The following is a 19,309-nucleotide window of genomic DNA, read 5'->3' on the forward strand; positions in this document are numbered from 1 at the left end:
TTGCCGAAGACGCGCACCAGTTCGTGAGCGACCAGAGCTGCCTCAGGCAGGCGAGCCCTCCAGCAGCTTGCCGTTGTCCAGGCGCAGCCGGCGGTCGATCCTCACCTCGCTCAGGAACCGTTCGTCGTGGCTGACGACGACGAACGCGCCCTGGTACGCGTTCAGCGCGCTCTCCAGCTGCCCGGCGCTGACCAGGTCGAGGTTGTTGGTGGGCTCGTCGAGCAACAGCAGCTGCGGCGCGGGCTCGGCGAACAGGATGCACGCCAGCGTGGCCCGCAGCCGTTCGCCGCCGGACAGCACCCCGACCGGCAGATGTGCCCGCGCACCCCGGAAGAGGAAGCGCGCCAACAGGTTCATCCGCTCGGCCGGTGGCATGGCCGGGGCGAACGCGGCCAGGTTCTCCGCCACCGTGCGGGCGTCGTCGAGCAGGTCCAGCCGTTGCGACAGGTACGCGACGCGCCCGTCGGCCCGCTTGACCTCACCGCTGTCGGCCTTCAACGAACCGTGAATGACGCGCAGCAGCGTCGACTTGCCCGCGCCGTTCGGGGCGGCCAGCGCGATGCGTTCTGGGCCGCGGATCGACAGGTCAACGCCGTCGAACAGGTCCCGCACGCGAATGCCCGAGCCGGTGAACAGGGTGCGCCCGGCCGGCACCGCGGTCTGCGGCAGTTCCAGGCTGATCTTCTGCTCGTCCTTCAACGCCCGTTCGGCCTGGTCGAGCCGCGTCTTGGCGGCGCTGAGCCGGGAAGCGTGCGTGCCGTCGGCGCGGGCCGCGGACACCTCGGCGTTGCGCTTCATGTTGCCGGCGAAGATCCGCGGCAGACCGGCGCTGGAGAGGTTCTTCTGAGCATTGCTGGCCCGTCGCGCGGCTCGTTCGCGGGCCTGCTGCATCTCCCGCTTCTCGCGCTTGACCTCCTGCTCGGCGCTGCGGATGTTCTTCTCCGCCACCTCGCGCTCGGCCGCGACCGCTTCCTCGTACTCGCTGAAGTTGCCGCCGTAGAAGCGGATCTCGCCGCCGTCGAGCTCCGCGATCCGGTCCATCCGGTCGAGCAGCGCCCGGTCGTGGCTCACCACGAGCAGGCACCCGCGCCAGTCGTCGAGCACCGCGTACAGCCGTTGCCGCGCGTCCAGGTCGAGGTTGTTGGTGGGTTCGTCGAGCAGCAACACGTCCGGCTGCCTGAGCAACTGCGCCGCGAGCCCGAGCGAGATGATCTGCCCGCCGCTCAACGTGTCCAGCCGCCGGTCCAGCGCGAGCTCGCCGAGTCCGAGGCGGTCGAGCTGGGCGCGGGTGCGTTCCTCGAGGTCCCAGTCGCTGCCGATGACGGTGAAGTGCTCCTCGCCGACGTCACCGGACTCGACGGCGGCGATCGCGGCGAGCACCTCCGCCACGCCGAGGACCTCGGCCACGGTGCGGTCGGCGGTCAGCGGCAGGTCCTGCGGCAGATAGCCGAGCACGCCGTTCACGGACACGCTGCCGTCAGCGGGCTGGAGCGCTCCCGCCACGAGCTTGAGCAGCGTGGACTTGCCGGCGCCGTTCGGGGCGACGAGACCGGTGCGGCCGCCCGGCAGCGTGGCGGACAGGCCGTCGAACACCGGGGTGTCGTCCGGCCAGGCGAAGGACAGGTTCGAGACGACGATGCATGCGTCGGACATGGTGAAACCTCGGGATGTGCTGCGCGTGAAGCGATCGCGCGAGTGGAAAAGGGGACGACGGAACGGCCATCGCGATCGATGGCCTGTCACATCCCGGGCTCACCCGGAGATGTCGTCTTCACCCACCAGCAGCACGTCGAGCTCCTCATCGAGGCGTTGATCTCCGCACCCACGGTAGCAGAATGGAGAGGTGACCCATGCCGCATTGGACCTGCTGCGCGACCGCTGGCAGCAACAGAGCACGCCGGGACGGCGTTCCGACGACGCACGCCTGGTGCTGCTCATCGAAGGCGGCAGCTCGCGCGGCGCCTACTCGAGCGGCATGACGGTCGCGATCGAGCGGCTCGGGCTGCTGCCGCTGTTCGACGCCGTGTACGGCAGTTCGGCGGGCTCGTTGAACGCGGCCTGGTTGTTGTGCGGCCGCGCCGAGAAGACCAAGCACGCGTGGTGGGATCCGAGGGTCATGCGGACGACCATCAACCCGATGCGCGCGTTCACCCGCCAACCGGTCGTGGACACCAAACACCTCGTCCACACCATCTACACACAGGTCATGCCGATGGGTTTCCAGGACATCCTCGACAACCCCGTCGAGTTCCACCCCATCGCCACCGACGCGCTCACCGGCAAGGCCGCCGACCTGCACGGCATGATCCACGACATCCCGAGCCTGCAGACCGCGTTGCGCGCCTCGACCGCGATGCCGCTGCTGGCCGGCCCGCCCGTGGTCGTCGACGGCCACCCGTACGTCGACGCCGGGCTGAGCGAGATGGTCTGCGTGCGGTCGGCGCTCGCGCAGAAGGCCACGCACATCGTCGCCCTGCGCACGACGCGCGAGGACGACCTGCCGGTCGGCCCTTCTCGTGGCGAACGGGTCGTGCTGTCGCGGTGGTTCGCCCGCCACGCACCGGGAGTCGTGCAGACGTGGTTGCGCCGCAAGGAACTCCGGGACGAGGAGGAAGAGCTGCTGGCGACGCATCCCGCGTGCCTGCAGATCCGGCCACCGCTGGGCAGCCTGGAGGTCGGCCGCACCGAACGCCGCCCGGCCGTGATGCGGGCCGTGGTCGACGTGGGCATCAGGTTGGCGCTGACCGAACTGGCGGCCGTGCGCGGCGCCGTCGAACAGCTACCTTGACCGGATGGACTTCGACGAGTACCGGAAACACGACGCCACCGGGCTGGCGCAGCTGGTCGCCGCGAAGGAGGTGTCCGCGGCCGAGTTGCTGGCCGTGGCACGGGAGCGCGCCGCGGCGGTGAACCCGCGGATCAACGCGATCGTGCGGGACGTTCCGGCCGAACCGTCGGAGGACCTCACCGGACCGTTCGCCGGCGTGCCGTTCCTGATCAAGGACCTCGGCCAGGACTACGCGGGCCTGCCGACGTCCAACGGCTCCCGCTCGCTCGCCCGGCATCCCGTCGCCGAGCATTCGACCGTGGTGAAGCGGTGGCTCGACGCGGGCCTGGTGATCTTCGGCAAGACGAACCTGCCGGAGTTCGGTGCGAAGGCGATCAGCGAGCCGCTCGCCTGGGGCCCCGCGCGCAACCCGTGGGACCTCACCCGCACCCCCGGCGGCTCGTCGGGAGGATCCGCGGCCGCGGTCGCCGCCGGGATCGTGCCGTGCGCCGGTGCGAACGACGGTGGTGGCTCGACGCGGATTCCGGCGGGGTGCTGCGGGCTCGTCGGCCTGAAGCCGGGGCGCGGGCTCACGCCGTTCGGCCCGGAGACCGCCGAGATGATGCACGGCGCGGCGGTGCAGGGCGTCGTGTCGCGGACGGTGCGCGACACGGCCGCAATGCTCGACGTCATCTGCGGTGGCGAACCGTCCGGGCCGTACTCGCCCGCGATGCCGTCGGAGTCGTTCGCGTCGTGCGTCGGCATCGATCCGGGGAAGCTGCGGATCGGCGTGCGGGTGCCGTCCGCGATCAACCCGCAGCCGCACGCGGAGGCGTACGAGGCGGTTTCCGCCGCCGTGCGGGTGCTCACCGACCTCGGCCACCACGTCGAGGAACTGCCCGCTGCGCCGTTCGACGACGCCGCGCTGGCCCGCGACTTCCTGCTGACGTGGTTCGTCAACCTCGCGTGGAAGGTGGCGGACGCCAAGCGGGTCTCGGGCGCACCGGACATCGCGTTCGAGCGCGACACGTTGTTGATGGCCGCGCTGGGACGGGCCACGAGTCCGGTCGACTACGTGGACGCCGTCCAGCGGCGGCACGAGCACACGCGGCGGCTGAGCACGTTCTTCGAGTCCTACGACCTGCTGCTGACGCCGACCCTCGCGACGCCACCGCCGAAGGTCGGCGCGTTCGACCTGCCGATGTCGTTGCAGCGGGCGACCGACGTGCTGCTGAAGACCCGCACGGCCCGGTTGCTGCGCCACACGTCGATCCTCGACGACATGATCTCGGACAACCTCGGCTGGGTGCCGTACACGCAGCTCGCGAACATCACCGGTCGTCCCGCGATCTCGTTGCCACTGCACTGGACCGCCGACGGGCTGCCGCTCGGCGTCCAGTTCGTCGCGCCGCTCGCGGGCGAGTCGCTGCTGATCCGGCTCGCCGCCCAGCTGGAGGAAGCGCTGCCGTGGGCGGACCGGATGGCAGTCATTCGCTGAGGAACCGCAGCAGCTCCGCGGTGACGAACTGAGGGTTTTCCTCGGCGAGCCAATGCCCTGCGCGCGGAACGTCGACCGCGCGCACGATGTTGGTCATCCGCGGGGCTGCTGTTGCACGGATCGCCTCTGCCTGGCCTTGGGCGGCCATGATCAGGGTGGGGATGCTCGTCGGTGCTGCCGCTTCGGTGTCCTTCACGTCCTGGTCGAGGGTGCGGTAGAGGTCGAAGCCGCCTTTCAGCGCTTCCGGTTTGCGGTAGGTCCGTGCGAACTCGTCGATTTCCTCGTCGCTGAACGGAGATTGCGTGTTCGTGCCGCCGAACGCGCTGCCGTTGAAGGAGACCTGCGGGTAGAACAGCTTCAGGTACTCGCGGACGTTGTCGCCCACCACTGCTTCCGGGACGGCCGGCTGGGAGTGGAAAGCGATGTGCCAGCTCAGGTTCCGGTACGTGCGCGCGTCGATCGCCGGTCCTGGCAGCGGCAGGTCGAGGTAACCGAGTTTGCCGGTGTCGGCGGGGAACTGGCTGGCGTGCTGGAAGGCCACGGCGGCGCCCAGGTCGTGGCCGATGACGGCCGGCTTGCCGAGGTTTTTGGTCAGCGCGTGGACATACCGCGCCAACGTGGCTTTGTCGTAGCTCTTCGGCGTGCCGGTGCTGTCGCCGAGGCCGGGCAGGTCGATCGCGTAGACGGTGTGGCGTTCGGCGAGTGCGGGCATGATCGGCCACCAGCCGTACCAGGTCTGGGGCCAGCCGTGGATCAGCACGACCGGGGTGCCGCTGCCGCCTTTGACGTAGTGCATGCGGATGCCGTCGACGCCGGCGTACTCGTGCCGGAAGGTCTGGTCGAGCGTCGTTTCCGGGGTGGGCGTGCAGGCCGTGATCAGCAGTAGCAGAGCTAGGACGCGTTTCATGGGCTCAGCGTGGCTGCGTCGTGCTGAAGTTGGCACGAAAACTTGCCGGTCTGGCAAGATGCCGGCTCGTGCACCGCGAAACGGAAGAAGTCCTGGACGGCGTGGGGGCTCGGCTGCGCACGTTGCGACGACATCGCGGGATCACGCTGGCCGATCTCGCGACGACGACCGGCATCTCGGAGAGCACGTTGTCCAGGCTGGAAAGCGGCCAGCGGCGGGCCACTCTGGAATTGCTGCTACCGCTGGCACGTACCTACAACGTGCCGCTGGACGACCTCGTAGGCGCGCCTCGGACCGGTGATCCGCGCATCCACCTCAAGCCGATCCACCGGTTCGGGATGACGTTCGTGCCGTTGTCGCGGCGGCCGGGCGGGGTGCAGTCGTTCAAGATGCTCATCCCGTCTGGTGCACCGCTGGAGCCCACCTTGCAGACGCACGACGGGTTCGAGTGGCTCTACGTCCTCAATGGACAGTTGCGGCTGGTGCTCGACGACCTGGACCTCGTCGTGGCGCCAGGTGAGGCCGCCGAGTTCGACACGTCGTTGCCGCACTGGCTGGGCAGCGCGGACGGCGGGGCGGTCGAGCTGCTGATCCTGTTCGATCCGCAGGGGCTGCGCACGCACGTCCACCCGGACCCTAAGCGGTGATCCCGTTCGCGATCCCGAGCTCGACGAGGTCCTGCGGCCGCAACCGCAGCTGGTCCGCGGTGGCCTGCGCCTGCTCCGGCTCGCGCTTGAGGATCGCCGCCGCCAGCTCGGGCGAGATGACCGCGAGGTAGCTGTCGGGCGTGGCCCACAGCCGGCCGGGAGCGGCGAACGCCAGTGCGCCGCCGGACCCGCCCTCGCCGATCAGCAACGTCGTGATCGGTGTCGTTGCCGACGCGATGGCCGTGAACAGGTCTGCGATCGCTGCACCGACTCCGGCCTTCTCGGCGGCTTCGTCGTTGGCGGCACCGGGAGTGTCGACCAGGGTCAGCACCGGAATGCCGAGCCGGTCTGCCAGCCGCACGAGGCGCGCGGCCGTGCGGAACCCGGCCGGCTGCGTGGCCGTGCCGCACTGTGCCGCGTAGGCGATGGTTTTGCCGTCGCGGTGCCCGAAACCGCACAGCACTCCGTCGTCGACACCGCCTGCGCGGTCGCCACTGATCGGTTCGTGCCAGTCGAAGTAGGCGGCCAGGTAGGTGCTCGCTTTCGGACGGTCCGGTGCGCGGGCGCGTTGCACAGCCTCCCAGCCGGTTTCCGGCAGGGTCGTTGCTCCCAACGCTTTTGGCGCGGGGGCGTCTGTCGCGGGTGCGGTGACGAGGCGCAGCCAACGGGTGAGCCGGGTTTTCAGCTCGTCCGGCTGGACCAGCTGATCCACCAGGCCGGCCGCGAACTGTTGTGTGACCGAGTAACCCGGCGGCCGAACGCGCGAGCCGGCGAACCCGACCTGGGCGCCGTGCAGGCCCAGCACCACGTCGGCGCCTGCGCCCAGCGTCGCCCAGCCGCCGCCCGTGGTGGGGTCGCGCAGGACGGCGATGTGGGGCAGTCCTGCCTGCCGAGTCAGGGCGATCTGACGCGCGATTCGGTGCAGCTGCAGGAGAGCTGGGGTGCCTTCCTGCATGCGGCTGCCGCCGGTCCGCACCAGCGACACGATCGGGACTCCTGAGTCGCGGGCCTGGGTGAAGGCTTGTTCGATGCGTGCGCCGGTGCGGGTGCCCAGGGAGCCGCCGAAGAAGCCGAACTCGAACGAAACGAGCATCGCGGTGATGCCGCCGATTTCCGCGATCCCGCACACGACGGACTCTTGTTCGCCGGTTCGTTCGGTCGCTCGCGCCACCAGGTCGCCGTAGCCGGGCCAGTCGAGCGGTCCGTCGCCCGCCGGTGGGCCGGATTCCGGTAGCTCCTTGAACTCCGGCGCCAGGCGGGCGATCAGCTCGCGGGCGGACTCAGGCCCGGAGCGCACGTTTCACGACCTTGCCCATGTCGTTGCGCGGCAACGACTCGACGAACCGCACCTGACGCGGACGCTTGTGCGGGGTGAGCAGGCGGGCCACGTGGCCGACCAGCTCGGCAGCTTCCGGCGGCGCTCCGGCGGGGACCACCCAGGCGACGATCCGCTCGCCCAGGTCGTCGTCGGGCTCGCCGGTCACCGCCACCTCGGCCACGGCCGGGTGTTCCAGCAGGACGTTCTCGATCTCGCCCGCACCGATCTTGTAACCGCCGCTCTTGATGATGTCGGTGGCCTTGCGGCCGACGATCCGGTAGTAGCCGTCGGGGTCGCGCATGCCGACGTCGCCGGTGCGGAACCACCCGTCGGCGAACGCCTCGGCGGTGGCGTCCGGGCGGTTCAGGTACTCGGTGAACAGGTTCGAGCCGCGCACCTGGATCTCGCCGATGGAGCCGGGTTCGTCCAGCACTGCGCCGTCGTCGTCGGTGAGCCGCACCGAGACGCCGGGCAGCGGTACGCCCACGGTGCCGGGGCGGCGGTCGCCGTCGGCGCGCACGCTGGTGTTCATCAGCGTTTCGGTCATGCCGTAACGCTCGACGACCCGCTGTCCGGTCGCCGCCGCGATCCGCTCGTGGTCGTGCACCGGCAACGCCGCCGAACCCGACACGAGCAGCCGCGCCCGGCGCAGTGCCGCGGTGAGTTCGGGGTCGTCTCCGACCTCCTCGGCGATGCGGTGGTACATCGTCGGCACCCCGAACAGCATCGTGCCGTCGTTGAGCGCCCCGGCGAGCGCGGACGTGGAGAACTTGCCCAGGTGGTGCAGGGTCCCGCCGCGCCGCAACGGGCCGAGCACGCCGAGGATCAAGCCGTGCACGTGGAACAACGGCAGCGCGTGCACCAGTACGTCCTTCGCCGTCCACTCCCACGCCTCGGCCACGGCGTCCAACGTAGACACCAGTGCGCGCCGCGGCAGCACGACACCTTTTGGCGCGCCCGTGGTTCCCGAGGTGTAGACGATCAACGCCGCGGCCTCGGGATCGGGCTCCGGCAACCGGCTCGCCGGCCCGCCGTCGAGCGTGACATCGCGGCGCGGCACCCCCTGCAGGCCCTCCGGCAGCTTCGTACCGGGCGCCGCGAGGACGTTGGCGGGCGCGCTGTCGTTCACGATGTGCTGGAGCTCGCGCTCGCCGACCTTCGGGTTGAGCGGCACGGCAGGCACGCCCGCCAGCAGCGCGGCCACCACGGCGACGCAGGTCTCGATGGTCGGCGTGGCCCACACCGCCACCCGAGGCAGGCCGGCGATTTGCTGCGCCAGAGCTCCCGCTGATGCCGCCAGTTCGGCGTGGGTCAGCGTGCGGTCGCCGAAGCGGAGTGCGACGCGGTCAGAGGACAAGGGGAACATGCTCACCAGATTCCGGGGACGACGAGGGCGAGCCAGACCAACGGCGGTGCCGCCGCGACCATGATCCCGCCGTAAACCATGAGCTGCTTGAAGAACTTGTCGCGGTCGACGTCCTGCGCCCCCGCCAGCACAAGCGCGCCGTTGGTGGAGAACGGGCTGACGTCGACCACGGTCGCCGAAACCGCAAGGGCCGCGATCAGCCCGACCGCGCTGACGTCGCCGCGCAGCAGGAACGGCACCGCCAGCGGAATGAGCGCGCCCATGATGCCCACCGACGACGCGAACGCGGACACGATCGCGCCGATGTAGCAGATCAGCAACGCGGCCAGCAGGGGAGCGCCGACGCCCGCCACCGAGTCGCCGGCCCACTTGATCGTGCCCATCGTCTGCAACACGGCGACGTAGGTGAGGATGCCGCAGATCAGCAGCACGGTCGGCCAGGTGATCTGGGTGATCGCCTGCTTGCTCTGCTCCGGCCAGACGATGCTGAGCAGCACGGCCACGGTGATCGCGGCCAGGCCGACGTCGAGGTCGAAGACGAGGGCGGCCACGACGAGCGCGGCGAGACCGGCCAGGGTGGCCAGGCGGGGCGCGGTCAGGGAGACCCGCTCGTCGGCGTCGGCCGCGTCGCCGCTACCGGAAGTCGTGCCGCCACCCACCACGTCGCTTCCCCCGCCGGACCGCGCGTCCACCTCCGCTGCGCCTGCCCCGGCACCGGCCCTGACCAGCGCATCCGTCTCCAGCGGCTGCCGCGCCAGCTTCATCCCGCCGAGTGCCACGAACACCACGCCGGCGATCAGCAGGTTCACCACCAGGCTCGCCAGGAACAGCACGATCTCGTTGCCCGGCAAGCCCTCCTTGGCCACGATGCCGTTGACGATCGTGCCGTAGATGCTGATCGGCGAGAAGCCGCCCGCCTGCGCGCCGTGCACCACCATCACGCCCATCAGGAGTGGGGCTGATCCGGTACTTCGCGGCGAAGCCCATCGCGATCGGCGCCACGATCGCGACTGCCGCCGGGCTCACCGCGCCGATCGCCGTGAGCACGCCGGTGATCGCGAACATCACCCACGGCATCAACGCGATCCGGCCGCCGACCAGGCGGATGGCCATGTACACCAGCCAGTCCGTGGTGCCGTTGGCCCGCGCGATGGCGAACAGGAACGTCACGCCGACCAGCACGACGAACAGCGAGCCGGGGAAGCCCTTGAAGATGTCGTCGGTCTTCATGTCCGCGACCAGCGTCCCGACCCCGAAGGCCGCGGCGAAGGCGAGCGCACCCATGTTGATCGACCTGGTCGTGGCGATGACGAAGACCACGACGAGCACGAGTATCGAGATCAGTTCGGGGGACATGCAGGGCTCCCGTCGTTGGGCGATCCCAGACAGTGGCTAAGTGGCTGAGCCACTTTCCGTCCTCTGTCCACCAGCTGTCAAGAGGTGGCCTAGTGGCTGAGCCACTTGGAGCGATATCCTGGGCCGATGTCAGAGGCACTGCGGCCGATGGTCAAGTCCCGCCTGTACGAGCAGGTGCTCGAACGGCTGCGCGCGTACGTCAGCGAGGCGGGCCTGAAAGCAGGCGACAAGCTGCCGGCCGAACGGGAGCTGGCCGCGAGCCTCGGCGTGAGCCGCGCGTCGGTGAAGCAGGCGATCGTCGTGCTGGAGGTCCAGGGCCTGGTCGAGGCACGGCACGGCGGCGGCACCTACCTCGTGCGCGACACCCTCGACGTCGAACCCGTCGAGCAGCTCGTCGAACGCCGCAAGCGCCTCCCGGAGGTCCTGGAGGCGCGCGAGGCACTGGAGACCAAACTCGCCGAGCTCGCCGCCGAGCGCCGCACCGACGACGAGCTGGCCGACATCCGCGACTCGCTGGACTTCATGCGCGACGAGATCATCGGCGGCGGCTTCGGCGTGGAAGGCGACCGCCGCTTCCACGCCGCCGTCACCGCCGCCGCGCACAGTTCGCTGCTCGCCGACTTCATGAAGACCATCGCCGGCCAGATCACCGAGAGCCGCAACGAGTCGTTGCGCCAGCCAGGTCGCCCGCACCGTTCGCTGGCGCAGCACACGGCGATCTACGAGGCCATCGCCGCCGGCGACCCGAAGAAGGCGGCGGCGGCCATGCGCAAGCACGTCCGCACGGTCGCCAAGGTCCGCCTCCTCGACTGGGTACCGGAAGACTGAGCGACAGCGGACTGATCAGCGCAGGTTGATCACCGCCCGCCGACCGGCCTGGATCGTGCGGCTGGTTCCGTCCGCCTCGTGGACCACGACCGTCCAGTCCCGTTTGGACGGCGAGTGCACCACGAGAACCTCGTTGTGCTGGACGATCCGCGTGCGGCGGCCGTCCTCGAACAACGTGAACTCACCCCGAGCGCCCGCCGTCACGTGCACGGTCAACGCGTCGGCCGAACCACGATCGTTCGACACGTTCCCGCTGCGCTCGACCAGCATCCCGCCGGCCCGCAGGAACACCGGCATGGTGTCCCAGCCGGCCTGAACCGTCGCCCAGGTGTTGCCCTCGTACACGCGGCCGGTGAAGTAGTCGGTCCACTGACCGGGCGGGAACCAGACCCGCGTCTCGCCGACCTCGCCGGGCGAAGTGATCGGCGCGACGAGCACGTCCGACCCGAGCAGGAACTGACTGTCCACAGTGGAGTAGGCCTCTGGGCTCCCGGGATACTCCAGATAAGCCGGGCGCACCATCGGCAGACCGGTGCGGTGAGCCTGCTCAGCCAACGTGTAGAGGTACGGCACCAGACGCTCGCGCAAGTTCAGGAACTTCGTCGCGGACGCCTGCGCGGCCGGTCCGTACTGCCACGGCAGCCGGTCACCGTGGTTGCTGTGCAGGCGCGTGATCGGCTGGAACGCACCGAGCTGCACCCACCGCGCGTACAGGTCGTCCGGCAGCTTGGTGGTGTACCGGACCTGGCCGTTGTCCAGGTACGTCTCCGACCCGCGCAGCCCGTACACGTCGTTGTGCCCGCCGATGTCGTGGCTGATCGCGGACATCCCGGTCGACACGCCCTCGGCCGACGTGTAACCGATCGTCCCCTTCATCGCGCCCCACGTCGACGACGTGTCGCCGGTGAAGTGCAGCGTGTTGCGCTTCTCCGCCCATGGCCCGGTCTGCAGCGGCCCAGCGCCGCTGTACCCGCCGGCCTGCAACGACCCGAACCCGCGCGAGAACGCGAACCCGCCCAGCTTCGCGTACTGCTCGTTGATCCACGAGTCCGGCGTGACGCCGCGCAACGACGAGCCCGAGCCGTCGCAACACCAGTCGAGCCACCAGAAATCGGTCGGCATGGGCCGGTGCAGCTCCAGGTACGCCCGCAGCTGGTCCGGGTCGCCCCAGTCGAACACGTAGCAGTTCGCGCAGGAACCCCGAGCCAGCTTGCCCTTCGCAATGGCCTGCGCACGGGCGAAGTCCGGGTCGTCGGCCTGGATGCTCGGGTGGATGTTGAGCGTGCTGTGCAACCCCTCGCGATGCACCCAGTCCAGGAACCCTTGCGGGTCGGGGAACTTGTTCGGGTCGACCCGCCAGCCGTTCCACGTGTTGTGCGCCTTGAAGTCGGTGTCGACCACCAGGACGTCCAGCGGCACGCCGTGCTGCCGGAACGCGGGCAGGATCCGGTCGCGGTAGTCGGCCGCGGTCCGGTCGATGTACTCGGAGTACCAGACGCCGTAAGCCCAGCGCGGCAACAACTTCGGCCCACCGGTCAGCCGCGCCAGATCACCCAGCGCCGCCTTGTAGTCCTGCCCGTACCCGAACAAGTACCCGTCCTGGTACGCACCGGCCCCGCGATCCGCCCGAGGCGTGGGCGTACTCCCGTTGTAGAGCGCGGAGTTCGTGTCGTCCAGCAGGTACCAGCCGTCGCGGTACAACAACCCCGGGTAGAGCCGCGGATCGCCGCTGGTGCCGGTGTAGCCGTCCAACGAGCGCCGGTAGCCGCCGAGCGCCAGGTGCTGCTGCGTCGAGTTGATCCCGATGGTGTCCAGGTTGACGTGGCAGCCACCGTCCGGACACGTCACAGCGACGTCCGAACTGCCTGCGGGCAACGAAATCCGCGCGGATGCAGTGGCCCACGTGGTCCAGTTCGCCGTGACCGGCAACGTGATCGGCTGCCCGTTGAGCAGCACGGTCCGCGGCTCGTGCTTGCCATCGCCGCCAACCCCGTTGGCATAGCGCAGGGTCACCGCGTAGGTGCCCGCCGCCGGTACCCCGCTGATCCGCTGGCTGAGCCGAGTTCCGCCGACGAGCTCGGCGACGAACCCGGTCCCCGCATGACCGACGTGCTCGTCGGCGATCTTGGCGGTGGTGACCCCGTTCTCGGCCTCGCAGGTGGTGCCGAACCGGCAGTCGTCGATCGCCCGCTGATCCGGGTACGACTGGCCGGGAGCCACCAACGCCACGCTGTCAACGTTGACATTGCCCGAGTCGGCCACACCCTTGGTCAGCGCGACCCGGTGTTCGCCGGCGCTCAGGTCGACCTCGGTATCGACGAGCCTCCAGTCACGCCAGTCCGCGGTCACCGGCAACGTGATCTGCTGCGACCGTCCGTCAACGCTGACGCTGAGCGTGCGGTTCTCGTGCTTGCCGTCACCGCCGCGCCCGTTGGCGTACCGGACGACCACCCGGTGCCGACCGGCGCTGGTCGCGTTCAGAGTCGCGGTGATTCCGTGGTTGAGATAGGAGAATCCGGCGACGAAGCCCGCACCGGTGTGGCCGGGGTGCTCGTTCGCGACGAGCATCCCTTCCCGCTGCTGGTCTTCGGCCTCGCACAGCTGCCCGGTCGCACAGACCACCCGCCGCCACGGGGACGCGGTCGTGCTGCCGGTCCTGACTTCGAGGTTGTCGGCCCGGAACGGCCCGGACCCGACGCGGTAGCGCAAGGTCATCGCCGACGTGGTGATGACCAGCCACCCGCTCTCGACCCGCGACCGGTACGCCGTGCGGGGGAACGTGCGATTTACAACGTTGTAAGTGGGCGCCTGCTCAAATCTGCGGTCCGCCGCGTACTCGGTCCGCATCAGGGTGGGGGAGAGGATCTGGAACCTGGCCTGCCCGGACGTGACGACACCGGTCGGCTGGGCGGTGGCAGGAACGGGAAGGATGAGGCTCAGCAGGGCCAAGAGAGGTATCACGCGCATCCGTACTCCTCGTCTGACGCCATCGGCTTCCGAGGGTCGTTCAGATACCTGAACCCTTCTCACCATTCCGCGCTGGTGTGGAGCGATCAAGAGGCCAGATGCCGCCCACTCGTTACGCCAGTTCGCGCACCACACCGACGAACGCCGGGACCAACGGGTTGGGGGCGTGCTCGGGCCAGGCCAGCGCGATCCGGAGCGGCTCGATGTCGACGATCGGGCGCCACGCAAGATCCGGATGCACGTAGAAGCTCTTCATCGACTCGGGGCCGATGCACACTCCGGACGTGGTCGCGACGTGTTCCAGCATCTCCTCGACGTTCTCGTTGGCGGGCCCCCACACCGGCGCCGACCCGTCCGGCCGCGGGTTGACCGCCCACCAGTCGACCCACTCCCGCGGCGCCACCCGAGTCCACATGAGAGGTTCGTCGCGCAGGTCGTCGATGCTGACGGTGTCCTGCTGCGACAAGGGATGCGTCGACCGCACCGCCACCCACCGCGGTTCGGTGGCCACCACCTCCGCCTGCAACCCGGACAGATCTGCGGGCAACCAGGCGAACGCCACATCCGCCAGCCCGTCCCTGAGCGCCTGTGGCTCCCCGCCCCAGTCGAACCGTTTCGGCTCAACGGTCACGCCAGGAAATCGCTCGGTGAAGACCTTGCGGGCGCGGCGCGCCAACGGCCCGCCGCCGGTGGCCGTGAACCCGATCCGGAGCACGTTCCGCTCGGCCGCCGCCGTCGTGCGCACGAGCTGCACGGCTTGCCGCCACGACGCGATGTGGTTGCGCGCGATCGGCAGCAGCGCCCGGCCCGCAGCCGTCAGCGCGACCGAGGAACTGGTCCGGACGAACAACTCCACGCCCAGCCGTTCCTCCAGTTGCTTGATCTGCCGGCTCAGCGAGGGCTGCGCGACGTACAACTCCTCGGCCGCCGCCGTGAAGCTGAGGTGCTCGGCGACGGCGACGAAGTAGCGCAGCAGCCGGGTGTCGACGTCCATGCCCGAAACGTATGGGCACGGGTATTGGACCACCGTGAACCACCGCTGATTGCCTGGCAGCCATGGAACTTCGCCGATCCACCCTGATCCGAGCAGGCGCGGCGGGCCTGGCCGTCACCGCGCTTGCGGCACCAGGAGCAGCCGCTGCCCGCGAACACCCCAACGTCGCGCTGATCCGCCGCTACTACGAGGCGTACGGGTCCGGGAACCTGGAGTCGCTGCGCCAGTTCTTCGCACCCGACATCCGCTGGACGATTCCCGGCCACCACCCGCTCGCCGGCACCAAGGTCGGCGCGAGCGAGGTGCTGGCCTTCTTCGCGCAGCTGGCCAAATCGGGGTTCCGCGCCGAGATCCTGTTCCTGGCCGCCGACGGTGAGTGGGTGGTCGACCTGCACCGCGGCTGGAGCACGACACCGGCCGGGCTGGACATCACCTGGGCGCTGGCGTACCGGATTCGCGACCGGAAGATCGTCGAAGCGGTCAACTTCGCGGCGGACCAGCACGCCGCCGACGCGTTCTTCTGGCGCCAGTACCCGCTGGCACCGATCCCGCAGCGGCTCAGCTGAGCTGCAGCTTGACCAGTTCGTGCCACTCGCCGTCGAGATGATCGACTGCCTTGTGCTCGTCGGCCGTGGTCCACCCGATCGGCCAGGACGTGCGATGAGATATCGGATGCGCGGCCAGTGCGCCTTCGAGGCGGATGCCGCCGCTGAAGGTCGTCCCGGTGAAGTTGGCGTCGACCCCGAACGTCGCTCCTCTCATGGGTTCTGTGGTGTAGGAGAAACTCGTTTCAGGTACGAGGTGGTGGCCTTCCTCGGCGAAACTCGCGTCGCCGTGGAACACCGCGTCGATGAAGCCGGTTGCCGTGAACGTGACGTGGTTGAACAGTGCTTCCTCGTGAAACGTTGCGCGCTTGAACTCTGAGTAGCTGAGGAACCTGGCCGCACAGAACGTGACGCGGCCATCGAACTTCGCCTCGAGGAAGTGGACTTCCGATTTGAACGTCGTCTCATCGAAACTTGCGGTCGTGTGGAACCTCGTCGTGGTGAAGTCGGACTTCCGGTCGAACCTGGTCCAGTAGAACGAGGCATGCGCCGAGAAGTTGGCCTTCTGGAAACTCGCACGGCCCTCGAACTTGGCCTGCCTGAAGCTGGCCCCGCAGGTGAACGACGTGCTCTCGAAGCTGACATCACCGGAGAAGGTGGTGCGCTCGAACCGGGCGTTCCCCGTGAAGATCGCGCGAGTGAACAACACGTGGTGCGGTTGGCAGTGAGCGAGATCGAACTCGATCAGCAGGGCGCCCGTGAGGTCGAGATCGATGTGCGGCCAGAACGCCTCGGGCTTGCTGTGTACAGGTCTGAGGTGAACGGAGAGCAAGCGCTGTGCGGTGAGACGAACCTCCCGCTCCTGCACCTGTTCGTGGTATTCGGCCAGTGCCGCCTTGTCGGAGTGGTCCTCTGGCGGATCGCCAGGCATGACGTAGGGCATGCGCAGGTATGCGCACAAGACGTTGACCACGGTCTGCCGTTGGGGCTCGTTGTCCTGGGCAAGGCGCTCCAAGGCGTACAGCCCTCCCAACCGCACAGGGGCCTTGTCCGAGCCGAGCTGCTCGACCGCCTTCGCGTACAGATCGGTGACGCGGCGTGAGGCGGCATCCTCGCGTGCGTGCTCTGCGACTTCACGTTGAAGCTCGTACGCCCGGCCGACGTCTGCCTGGTCGCGCTCCTTTTGCACCAGGCCGACCTCGGTGGCGTGCTGGCGGCGCCAGGCCAAGTACAGCGCGAAGATCCCGCCGCCGCCGAGACCGATGCTCAAGCCGGTGCGCAGCGCGTCGAACCTCGCGGTGACGAGTGCCGCACCCGACAGACCCGCTGTGCCTGCCCACCACAGCACGACGACCAAGACGGTGGTGACCACCGTGATACCGGTCGCGACGAGAGCGATGATCCTGCCCGGCAGTGGCTGCAGCGGGCCACGATGCGAACCTGATCCTGTTGGTGTCGCTGAAGTGTTTGCGGTGTGCACCTCGGAGGACGTCGTGTCGCGCCTGTCGCTGCTCATGCCTGAATCATCTCCTGGTGGCCAACCGGTCCGGATGTTCAGTCCGGGTCCGGCAGCAACGGCACCGAGAGCCCGGGATCGCGCCCGAGCAGCGTCGCTCGCGTCACGGACGAACCCCCGAAGCGGTCGCGCAGCCGGTCCAGCGTGGCGTCCAGCGCACCGGGCGACTGGTCGTCGAACGGCAGCATCAGCTGGATCGTGTCCTCGTTGCCCAGGTTGGTCAGCGACACGCCCAGCAACGTGATGCCGCGCTCGCGGATCTCCGGCATCGCGGCGTTCAGCAGCATCCGAGCGGTCGACAGCAACACCGACGTGTCCGCGGTGGGGTGGATCAACGTGTGCGAGCGCGTGGCTCGCGTGAAGTCGGCGAAACGCAGGCGCAGCACCACGGTCCGGCACGCGCGGTGGCCGGAGCGGAGGCGGCGGGAGACGCCGTCGATGAGCGAGGCGAGGATGGCGTCCAGGTCGTGCTCCCGGCGGCCCAGCGCGCGTTGGGAGCCGATCGAGCGGCGGCGCCTGCCCACCTGCACCGGACGCGGGTCCCGGTTGTGCGCCAACGCGTGCAGGTGCCGACCGGCCGCCTTGCCCAGCAACGAGACCAGGTCGCTCACGTCGAGCGCGGCGACCTGGGCGACCGTGCGGATGTTGACGTTGTGCAGCTTGGCGGCGGTCACCTTGCCGACGCCCCAGAGTCGCTCGACCGGCAGCGGGTGCAGGAACTCGAGCTCGCGGTCCGCCGGTACGACCAGCAGTCCGTCCGGTTTGGCCACCGCGCTCGCGACCTTCGCCAGGAACTTCGTCCGCGCCACCCCCACCGTGATCGGCAGGCCCACCTGCGCGAGCACCTGCGCACGCAACCGGCGAGCGATGAGCTCCGGCGAGCCGACGATCTTGTGCAGGCCGCCGACGTCCAGGAACGCCTCGTCGATCGACAGGCCCTCGACGAGCGGGGTGGTGTCGCGGAAGACCTCGAACACCGCCTTGCTCGCCGCCGAGTACGCGGACATCCGCGGCGGCACGACGATCGCATGTGGACAGAGCCGCAACGCCCGTGCGCCGCCCATCGCCGTGCGGACGCCGAACCTCTTGGCCTCGTAGCTGGCGGCGAGCACCACGCCGCCGCCCACGATCACCGGACGGCCGCGCAGGCGCGGGTCGTCCCGTTGCTCGACGGAGGCGTAGAACGCGTCCAGGTCGGCGTGCAGGATCGGCGTGCTCACGAACACATGTTCGCATCCTTCACTCGTTCAGCACAGTGTTCGATTCGTCCACCGACGACGGTCGCGAGCACCTCGACGGCGAGCAGGTCCGCGGACAGCGGGTTGTCGGAAAGAACCACGAGGTCGGCGTACTTGCCCGGCGCCAGGCTGCCCTTCACGTCCTCCTCGAACGTGCCGTGCGCGGCGTCGATCGTGAACAACCGCAGCGCCTGCTCGACCGTCAGCCGCTGCGCCAGCTGCCAGTCCTCCGGCGCGCGGCCGAGGTAGCTCTGCCGCGTCACGGCCTGGTGGACGGCCTCGAGCGGTGACCCGTGCGGCAGAGCGGTGGCGTGGCCGCCCAGGACGAGCACGAGCCACGGCATGTCCGTGCTCCCGATCGTGCGGACGCCGCTGTCCACGAGGTCCCGCCACCGCGCGATCCACCGGGTCTCGCCGCGCGCCACGAGTTCCGGAAAACCGATCTCCCGCAACGAGTCACCGGGCAGTCCGGGTTGGATCGACGCGACCAGGCCGAGTGAGCGCATCCGTGCGAGCTGGTCGTCACGCAGCTGCACGACGTGCTCCACGCGGTGGCGCGCGTCCGCGTTGGGGTGCGCGGTGAGTGCCTCGGCGACCGCGGTCAGGTACTGGTCGTGGGCCTCGGCACTGACCGCGTGCGCGCTCACCTGCCAGCCGTTGCGGTGGGCGACCAGGACGTACCTGTTCAGCTCCGCCTGGTCCCAGTGGAACGTCGTGCCCCAGTCGTGGTCGAGGAACAGCTTGATCCCGGCCAGGCGCAGGTGCGGGCTGTACGAGCGGCGCGGCTCCAGTCCGAGGTACCAGCCGCCGAACTTGTCGTCCTCGTAGTTGACCGGCAGGTAGGCGTTGACCCGCAGCCGAAGCGCACCCTCCCGGTCCAGGGCACGCAGCCGGCTCAGCCGCTCATCGTCGACGAACTGTTCGTTGATGCTCGTCCACCCGCGCCGCAACGCCGCGTCGATCGCCTGCTCCGGCAGGTAGCCGACCATCTCGCCGTCACCGATCCAATGGGCGTGCGAGTCGATGAAGCCCGGCATCACCGTGCGGCCACGGAGATCGATCAGACGGGTCGTGCGACTTGCCAGCGGCACAACGTCTTCGTCGTCACCGACGGCCGTGATGCGGTCACGGAGAATCGCGACCGCCTCGGCGCGTGGCCGTGAAGTCTCCATCGTGAGCACCACACCGTTGTGGAAGATCACGTCGGGTGCCGCCGGGCTGATCGCGTCCGGCGGCACGTTCAGGATCGCCAGGCATCCCAGGAGAACCACGACGCGCACATCACCCAGGGTCGCACGCATTTCGTCAAACTGCGGCTCGGAAATGGTCGGGCCCGGGAAAAGCTCTAGACCACATCAAGAC

14 protein-coding genes and 1 pseudogene are annotated in these 19,309 nt (G+C 69.3%); 5 read left to right on the forward strand and 10 right to left on the reverse strand.

The features are described from left to right. Window positions 1-42: 42 nt before the first annotated feature. A complete protein-coding gene (locus DI276_RS41475) occupies window positions 43-1,653 on the reverse strand; it encodes an ABC-F family ATP-binding cassette domain-containing protein (protein ID WP_112274246.1) in 1,611 nt (536 codons plus the stop codon). 190 nt (window positions 1,654-1,843) lie between these two features. On the opposite strand from DI276_RS41475, the gene DI276_RS41480 reads away from it, so the two are divergent. Next, complete coding sequence (locus DI276_RS41480; RefSeq protein ID WP_112274248.1) at window positions 1,844-2,788, forward strand: patatin-like phospholipase family protein; 945 nt, start codon at window positions 1,844-1,846, stop codon at window positions 2,786-2,788. A 4-nt stretch (window positions 2,789-2,792) separates the two neighbouring features. Beyond that, window positions 2,793-4,265 carry an amidase gene (locus tag DI276_RS41485; RefSeq protein ID WP_112274250.1) on the forward strand — a complete coding sequence of 491 codons (1,473 nt, stop codon included), beginning with the start codon at window positions 2,793-2,795 and terminating at the stop codon, window positions 4,263-4,265. Here DI276_RS41485 and DI276_RS41490 read toward each other — a convergent pair. Continuing rightward, window positions 4,255-5,172, reverse strand: coding sequence for an alpha/beta fold hydrolase (locus tag DI276_RS41490; RefSeq protein WP_112274252.1), 918 nt, complete (start codon window positions 5,170-5,172; stop codon window positions 4,255-4,257). The two genes, DI276_RS41485 and DI276_RS41490, sit on opposite strands and share 11 nt — an antisense overlap. 68 nt (window positions 5,173-5,240) lie before the next feature. Here DI276_RS41490 and DI276_RS41495 point away from each other — a divergent pair, with 68 nt between their 5' ends. Further along, window positions 5,241-5,819 carry a helix-turn-helix domain-containing protein gene (locus DI276_RS41495; protein WP_112274254.1) on the forward strand — a complete coding sequence of 193 codons (579 nt, stop codon included), beginning with the start codon at window positions 5,241-5,243 and terminating at the stop codon, window positions 5,817-5,819. Here DI276_RS41495 and DI276_RS41500 read toward each other — a convergent pair. The 3 genes and pseudogenes from DI276_RS41500 to DI276_RS41510 form a co-directional block, all read right to left on the reverse strand. After that, window positions 5,809-7,116: a carboxyl transferase domain-containing protein gene (locus DI276_RS41500; protein ID WP_198681238.1), complete on the reverse strand. Its 1,308-nt coding sequence runs from the start codon at window positions 7,114-7,116 to the stop codon at window positions 5,809-5,811. The two genes, DI276_RS41495 and DI276_RS41500, sit on opposite strands and share 11 nt — an antisense overlap. Beyond that, window positions 7,100-8,503 carry an acyl-CoA synthetase gene (locus DI276_RS41505; RefSeq protein ID WP_112274256.1) on the reverse strand — a complete coding sequence of 468 codons (1,404 nt, stop codon included), beginning with the start codon at window positions 8,501-8,503 and terminating at the stop codon, window positions 7,100-7,102. Before DI276_RS41505 ends, DI276_RS41500 begins: the two co-directional genes overlap by 17 nt. A 2-nt stretch (window positions 8,504-8,505) precedes the next feature. After that, window positions 8,506-9,859, reverse strand: a pseudogene (locus DI276_RS41510) (SLC13 family permease). Between the two features lie 126 nt (window positions 9,860-9,985). On the opposite strand from DI276_RS41510, the gene DI276_RS41515 reads away from it, so the two are divergent. Beyond that, window positions 9,986-10,687 (forward strand): FadR/GntR family transcriptional regulator, encoded by a 702-nt coding sequence (locus DI276_RS41515; RefSeq protein ID WP_112274258.1) that lies wholly within the window; start codon window positions 9,986-9,988, stop codon window positions 10,685-10,687. A gap of 15 nt (window positions 10,688-10,702) precedes the next feature. Here DI276_RS41515 and DI276_RS41520 read toward each other — a convergent pair whose 3' ends face one another. Next, window positions 10,703-13,654, reverse strand: coding sequence for a TIM-barrel domain-containing protein (locus tag DI276_RS41520; protein ID WP_112274260.1), 2,952 nt, complete (start codon window positions 13,652-13,654; stop codon window positions 10,703-10,705). A 112-nt stretch (window positions 13,655-13,766) separates the two neighbouring features. Further along, window positions 13,767-14,648 (reverse strand): LysR family transcriptional regulator, encoded by an 882-nt coding sequence (locus DI276_RS41525; protein ID WP_112274262.1) that lies wholly within the window; start codon window positions 14,646-14,648, stop codon window positions 13,767-13,769. 62 nt (window positions 14,649-14,710) lie between these two features. Here DI276_RS41525 and DI276_RS41530 point away from each other — a divergent pair, with 62 nt between their 5' ends. Next, window positions 14,711-15,214 (forward strand): nuclear transport factor 2 family protein, encoded by a 504-nt coding sequence (locus DI276_RS41530; protein WP_112274264.1) that lies wholly within the window; start codon window positions 14,711-14,713, stop codon window positions 15,212-15,214. Here DI276_RS41530 and DI276_RS41535 read toward each other — a convergent pair. Genes DI276_RS41535 through DI276_RS41545 form a run of 3 tightly spaced genes read right to left on the reverse strand, consistent with a single transcriptional unit; the run spans window position 15,207 to window position 19,248 of the window. Further along, the gene (locus DI276_RS41535) at window positions 15,207-16,709 is read right to left on the reverse strand and encodes a pentapeptide repeat-containing protein (RefSeq protein WP_112274266.1); all 1,503 of its coding nucleotides are present in this window, start codon (window positions 16,707-16,709) and stop codon (window positions 15,207-15,209) included. The genes DI276_RS41530 and DI276_RS41535 overlap by 8 nt on opposite strands. A 38-nt stretch (window positions 16,710-16,747) precedes the next feature. Continuing rightward, window positions 16,748-17,935, reverse strand: a complete 1,188-nt coding sequence (gene dinB / locus DI276_RS41540) for a DNA polymerase IV (RefSeq protein WP_112274268.1) — start codon at window positions 17,933-17,935, stop codon at window positions 16,748-16,750. Beyond that, complete coding sequence (locus DI276_RS41545) at window positions 17,926-19,248, reverse strand: amidohydrolase (RefSeq protein ID WP_112274270.1); 1,323 nt, start codon at window positions 19,246-19,248, stop codon at window positions 17,926-17,928. Before DI276_RS41545 ends, dinB begins: the two co-directional genes overlap by 10 nt. Window positions 19,249-19,309 lie beyond the last annotated feature (61 nt).

The sequence above is a fragment of the Lentzea terrae genome (assembly GCF_003265345.1).
Lineage (GTDB): Bacteria > Actinomycetota > Actinomycetes > Mycobacteriales > Pseudonocardiaceae > Lentzea > Lentzea terrae.

What these genes read in the sequence shown, in the direction of transcription:
- DI276_RS41535 (WP_112274266.1), bottom strand. Translation starts at nt 16,709, where the DNA reads ATGAGCAGCGACAGGCGCGACACGACGTCCTCCGAGGTGCACACCGCA.
- DI276_RS41475 (WP_112274246.1), bottom strand. Translation starts at nt 1,653, where the DNA reads ATGTCCGACGCATGCATCGTCGTCTCGAACCTGTCCTTCGCCTGGCCG.
- DI276_RS41515 (WP_112274258.1), top strand. Translation starts at nt 9,986, where the DNA reads ATGTCAGAGGCACTGCGGCCGATGGTCAAGTCCCGCCTGTACGAGCAG.
- DI276_RS41545 (WP_112274270.1), bottom strand. Translation starts at nt 19,248, where the DNA reads ATGCGTGCGACCCTGGGTGATGTGCGCGTCGTGGTTCTCCTGGGATGC.
- DI276_RS41520 (WP_112274260.1), bottom strand. Translation starts at nt 13,654, where the DNA reads ATGCGCGTGATACCTCTCTTGGCCCTGCTGAGCCTCATCCTTCCCGTT.
- DI276_RS41485 (WP_112274250.1), top strand. Translation starts at nt 2,793, where the DNA reads ATGGACTTCGACGAGTACCGGAAACACGACGCCACCGGGCTGGCGCAG.
- DI276_RS41505 (WP_112274256.1), bottom strand. Translation starts at nt 8,503, where the DNA reads ATGTTCCCCTTGTCCTCTGACCGCGTCGCACTCCGCTTCGGCGACCGC.
- DI276_RS41490 (WP_112274252.1), bottom strand. Translation starts at nt 5,172, where the DNA reads ATGAAACGCGTCCTAGCTCTGCTACTGCTGATCACGGCCTGCACGCCC.
- DI276_RS41530 (WP_112274264.1), top strand. Translation starts at nt 14,711, where the DNA reads ATGGAACTTCGCCGATCCACCCTGATCCGAGCAGGCGCGGCGGGCCTG.
- DI276_RS41525 (WP_112274262.1), bottom strand. Translation starts at nt 14,648, where the DNA reads ATGGACGTCGACACCCGGCTGCTGCGCTACTTCGTCGCCGTCGCCGAG.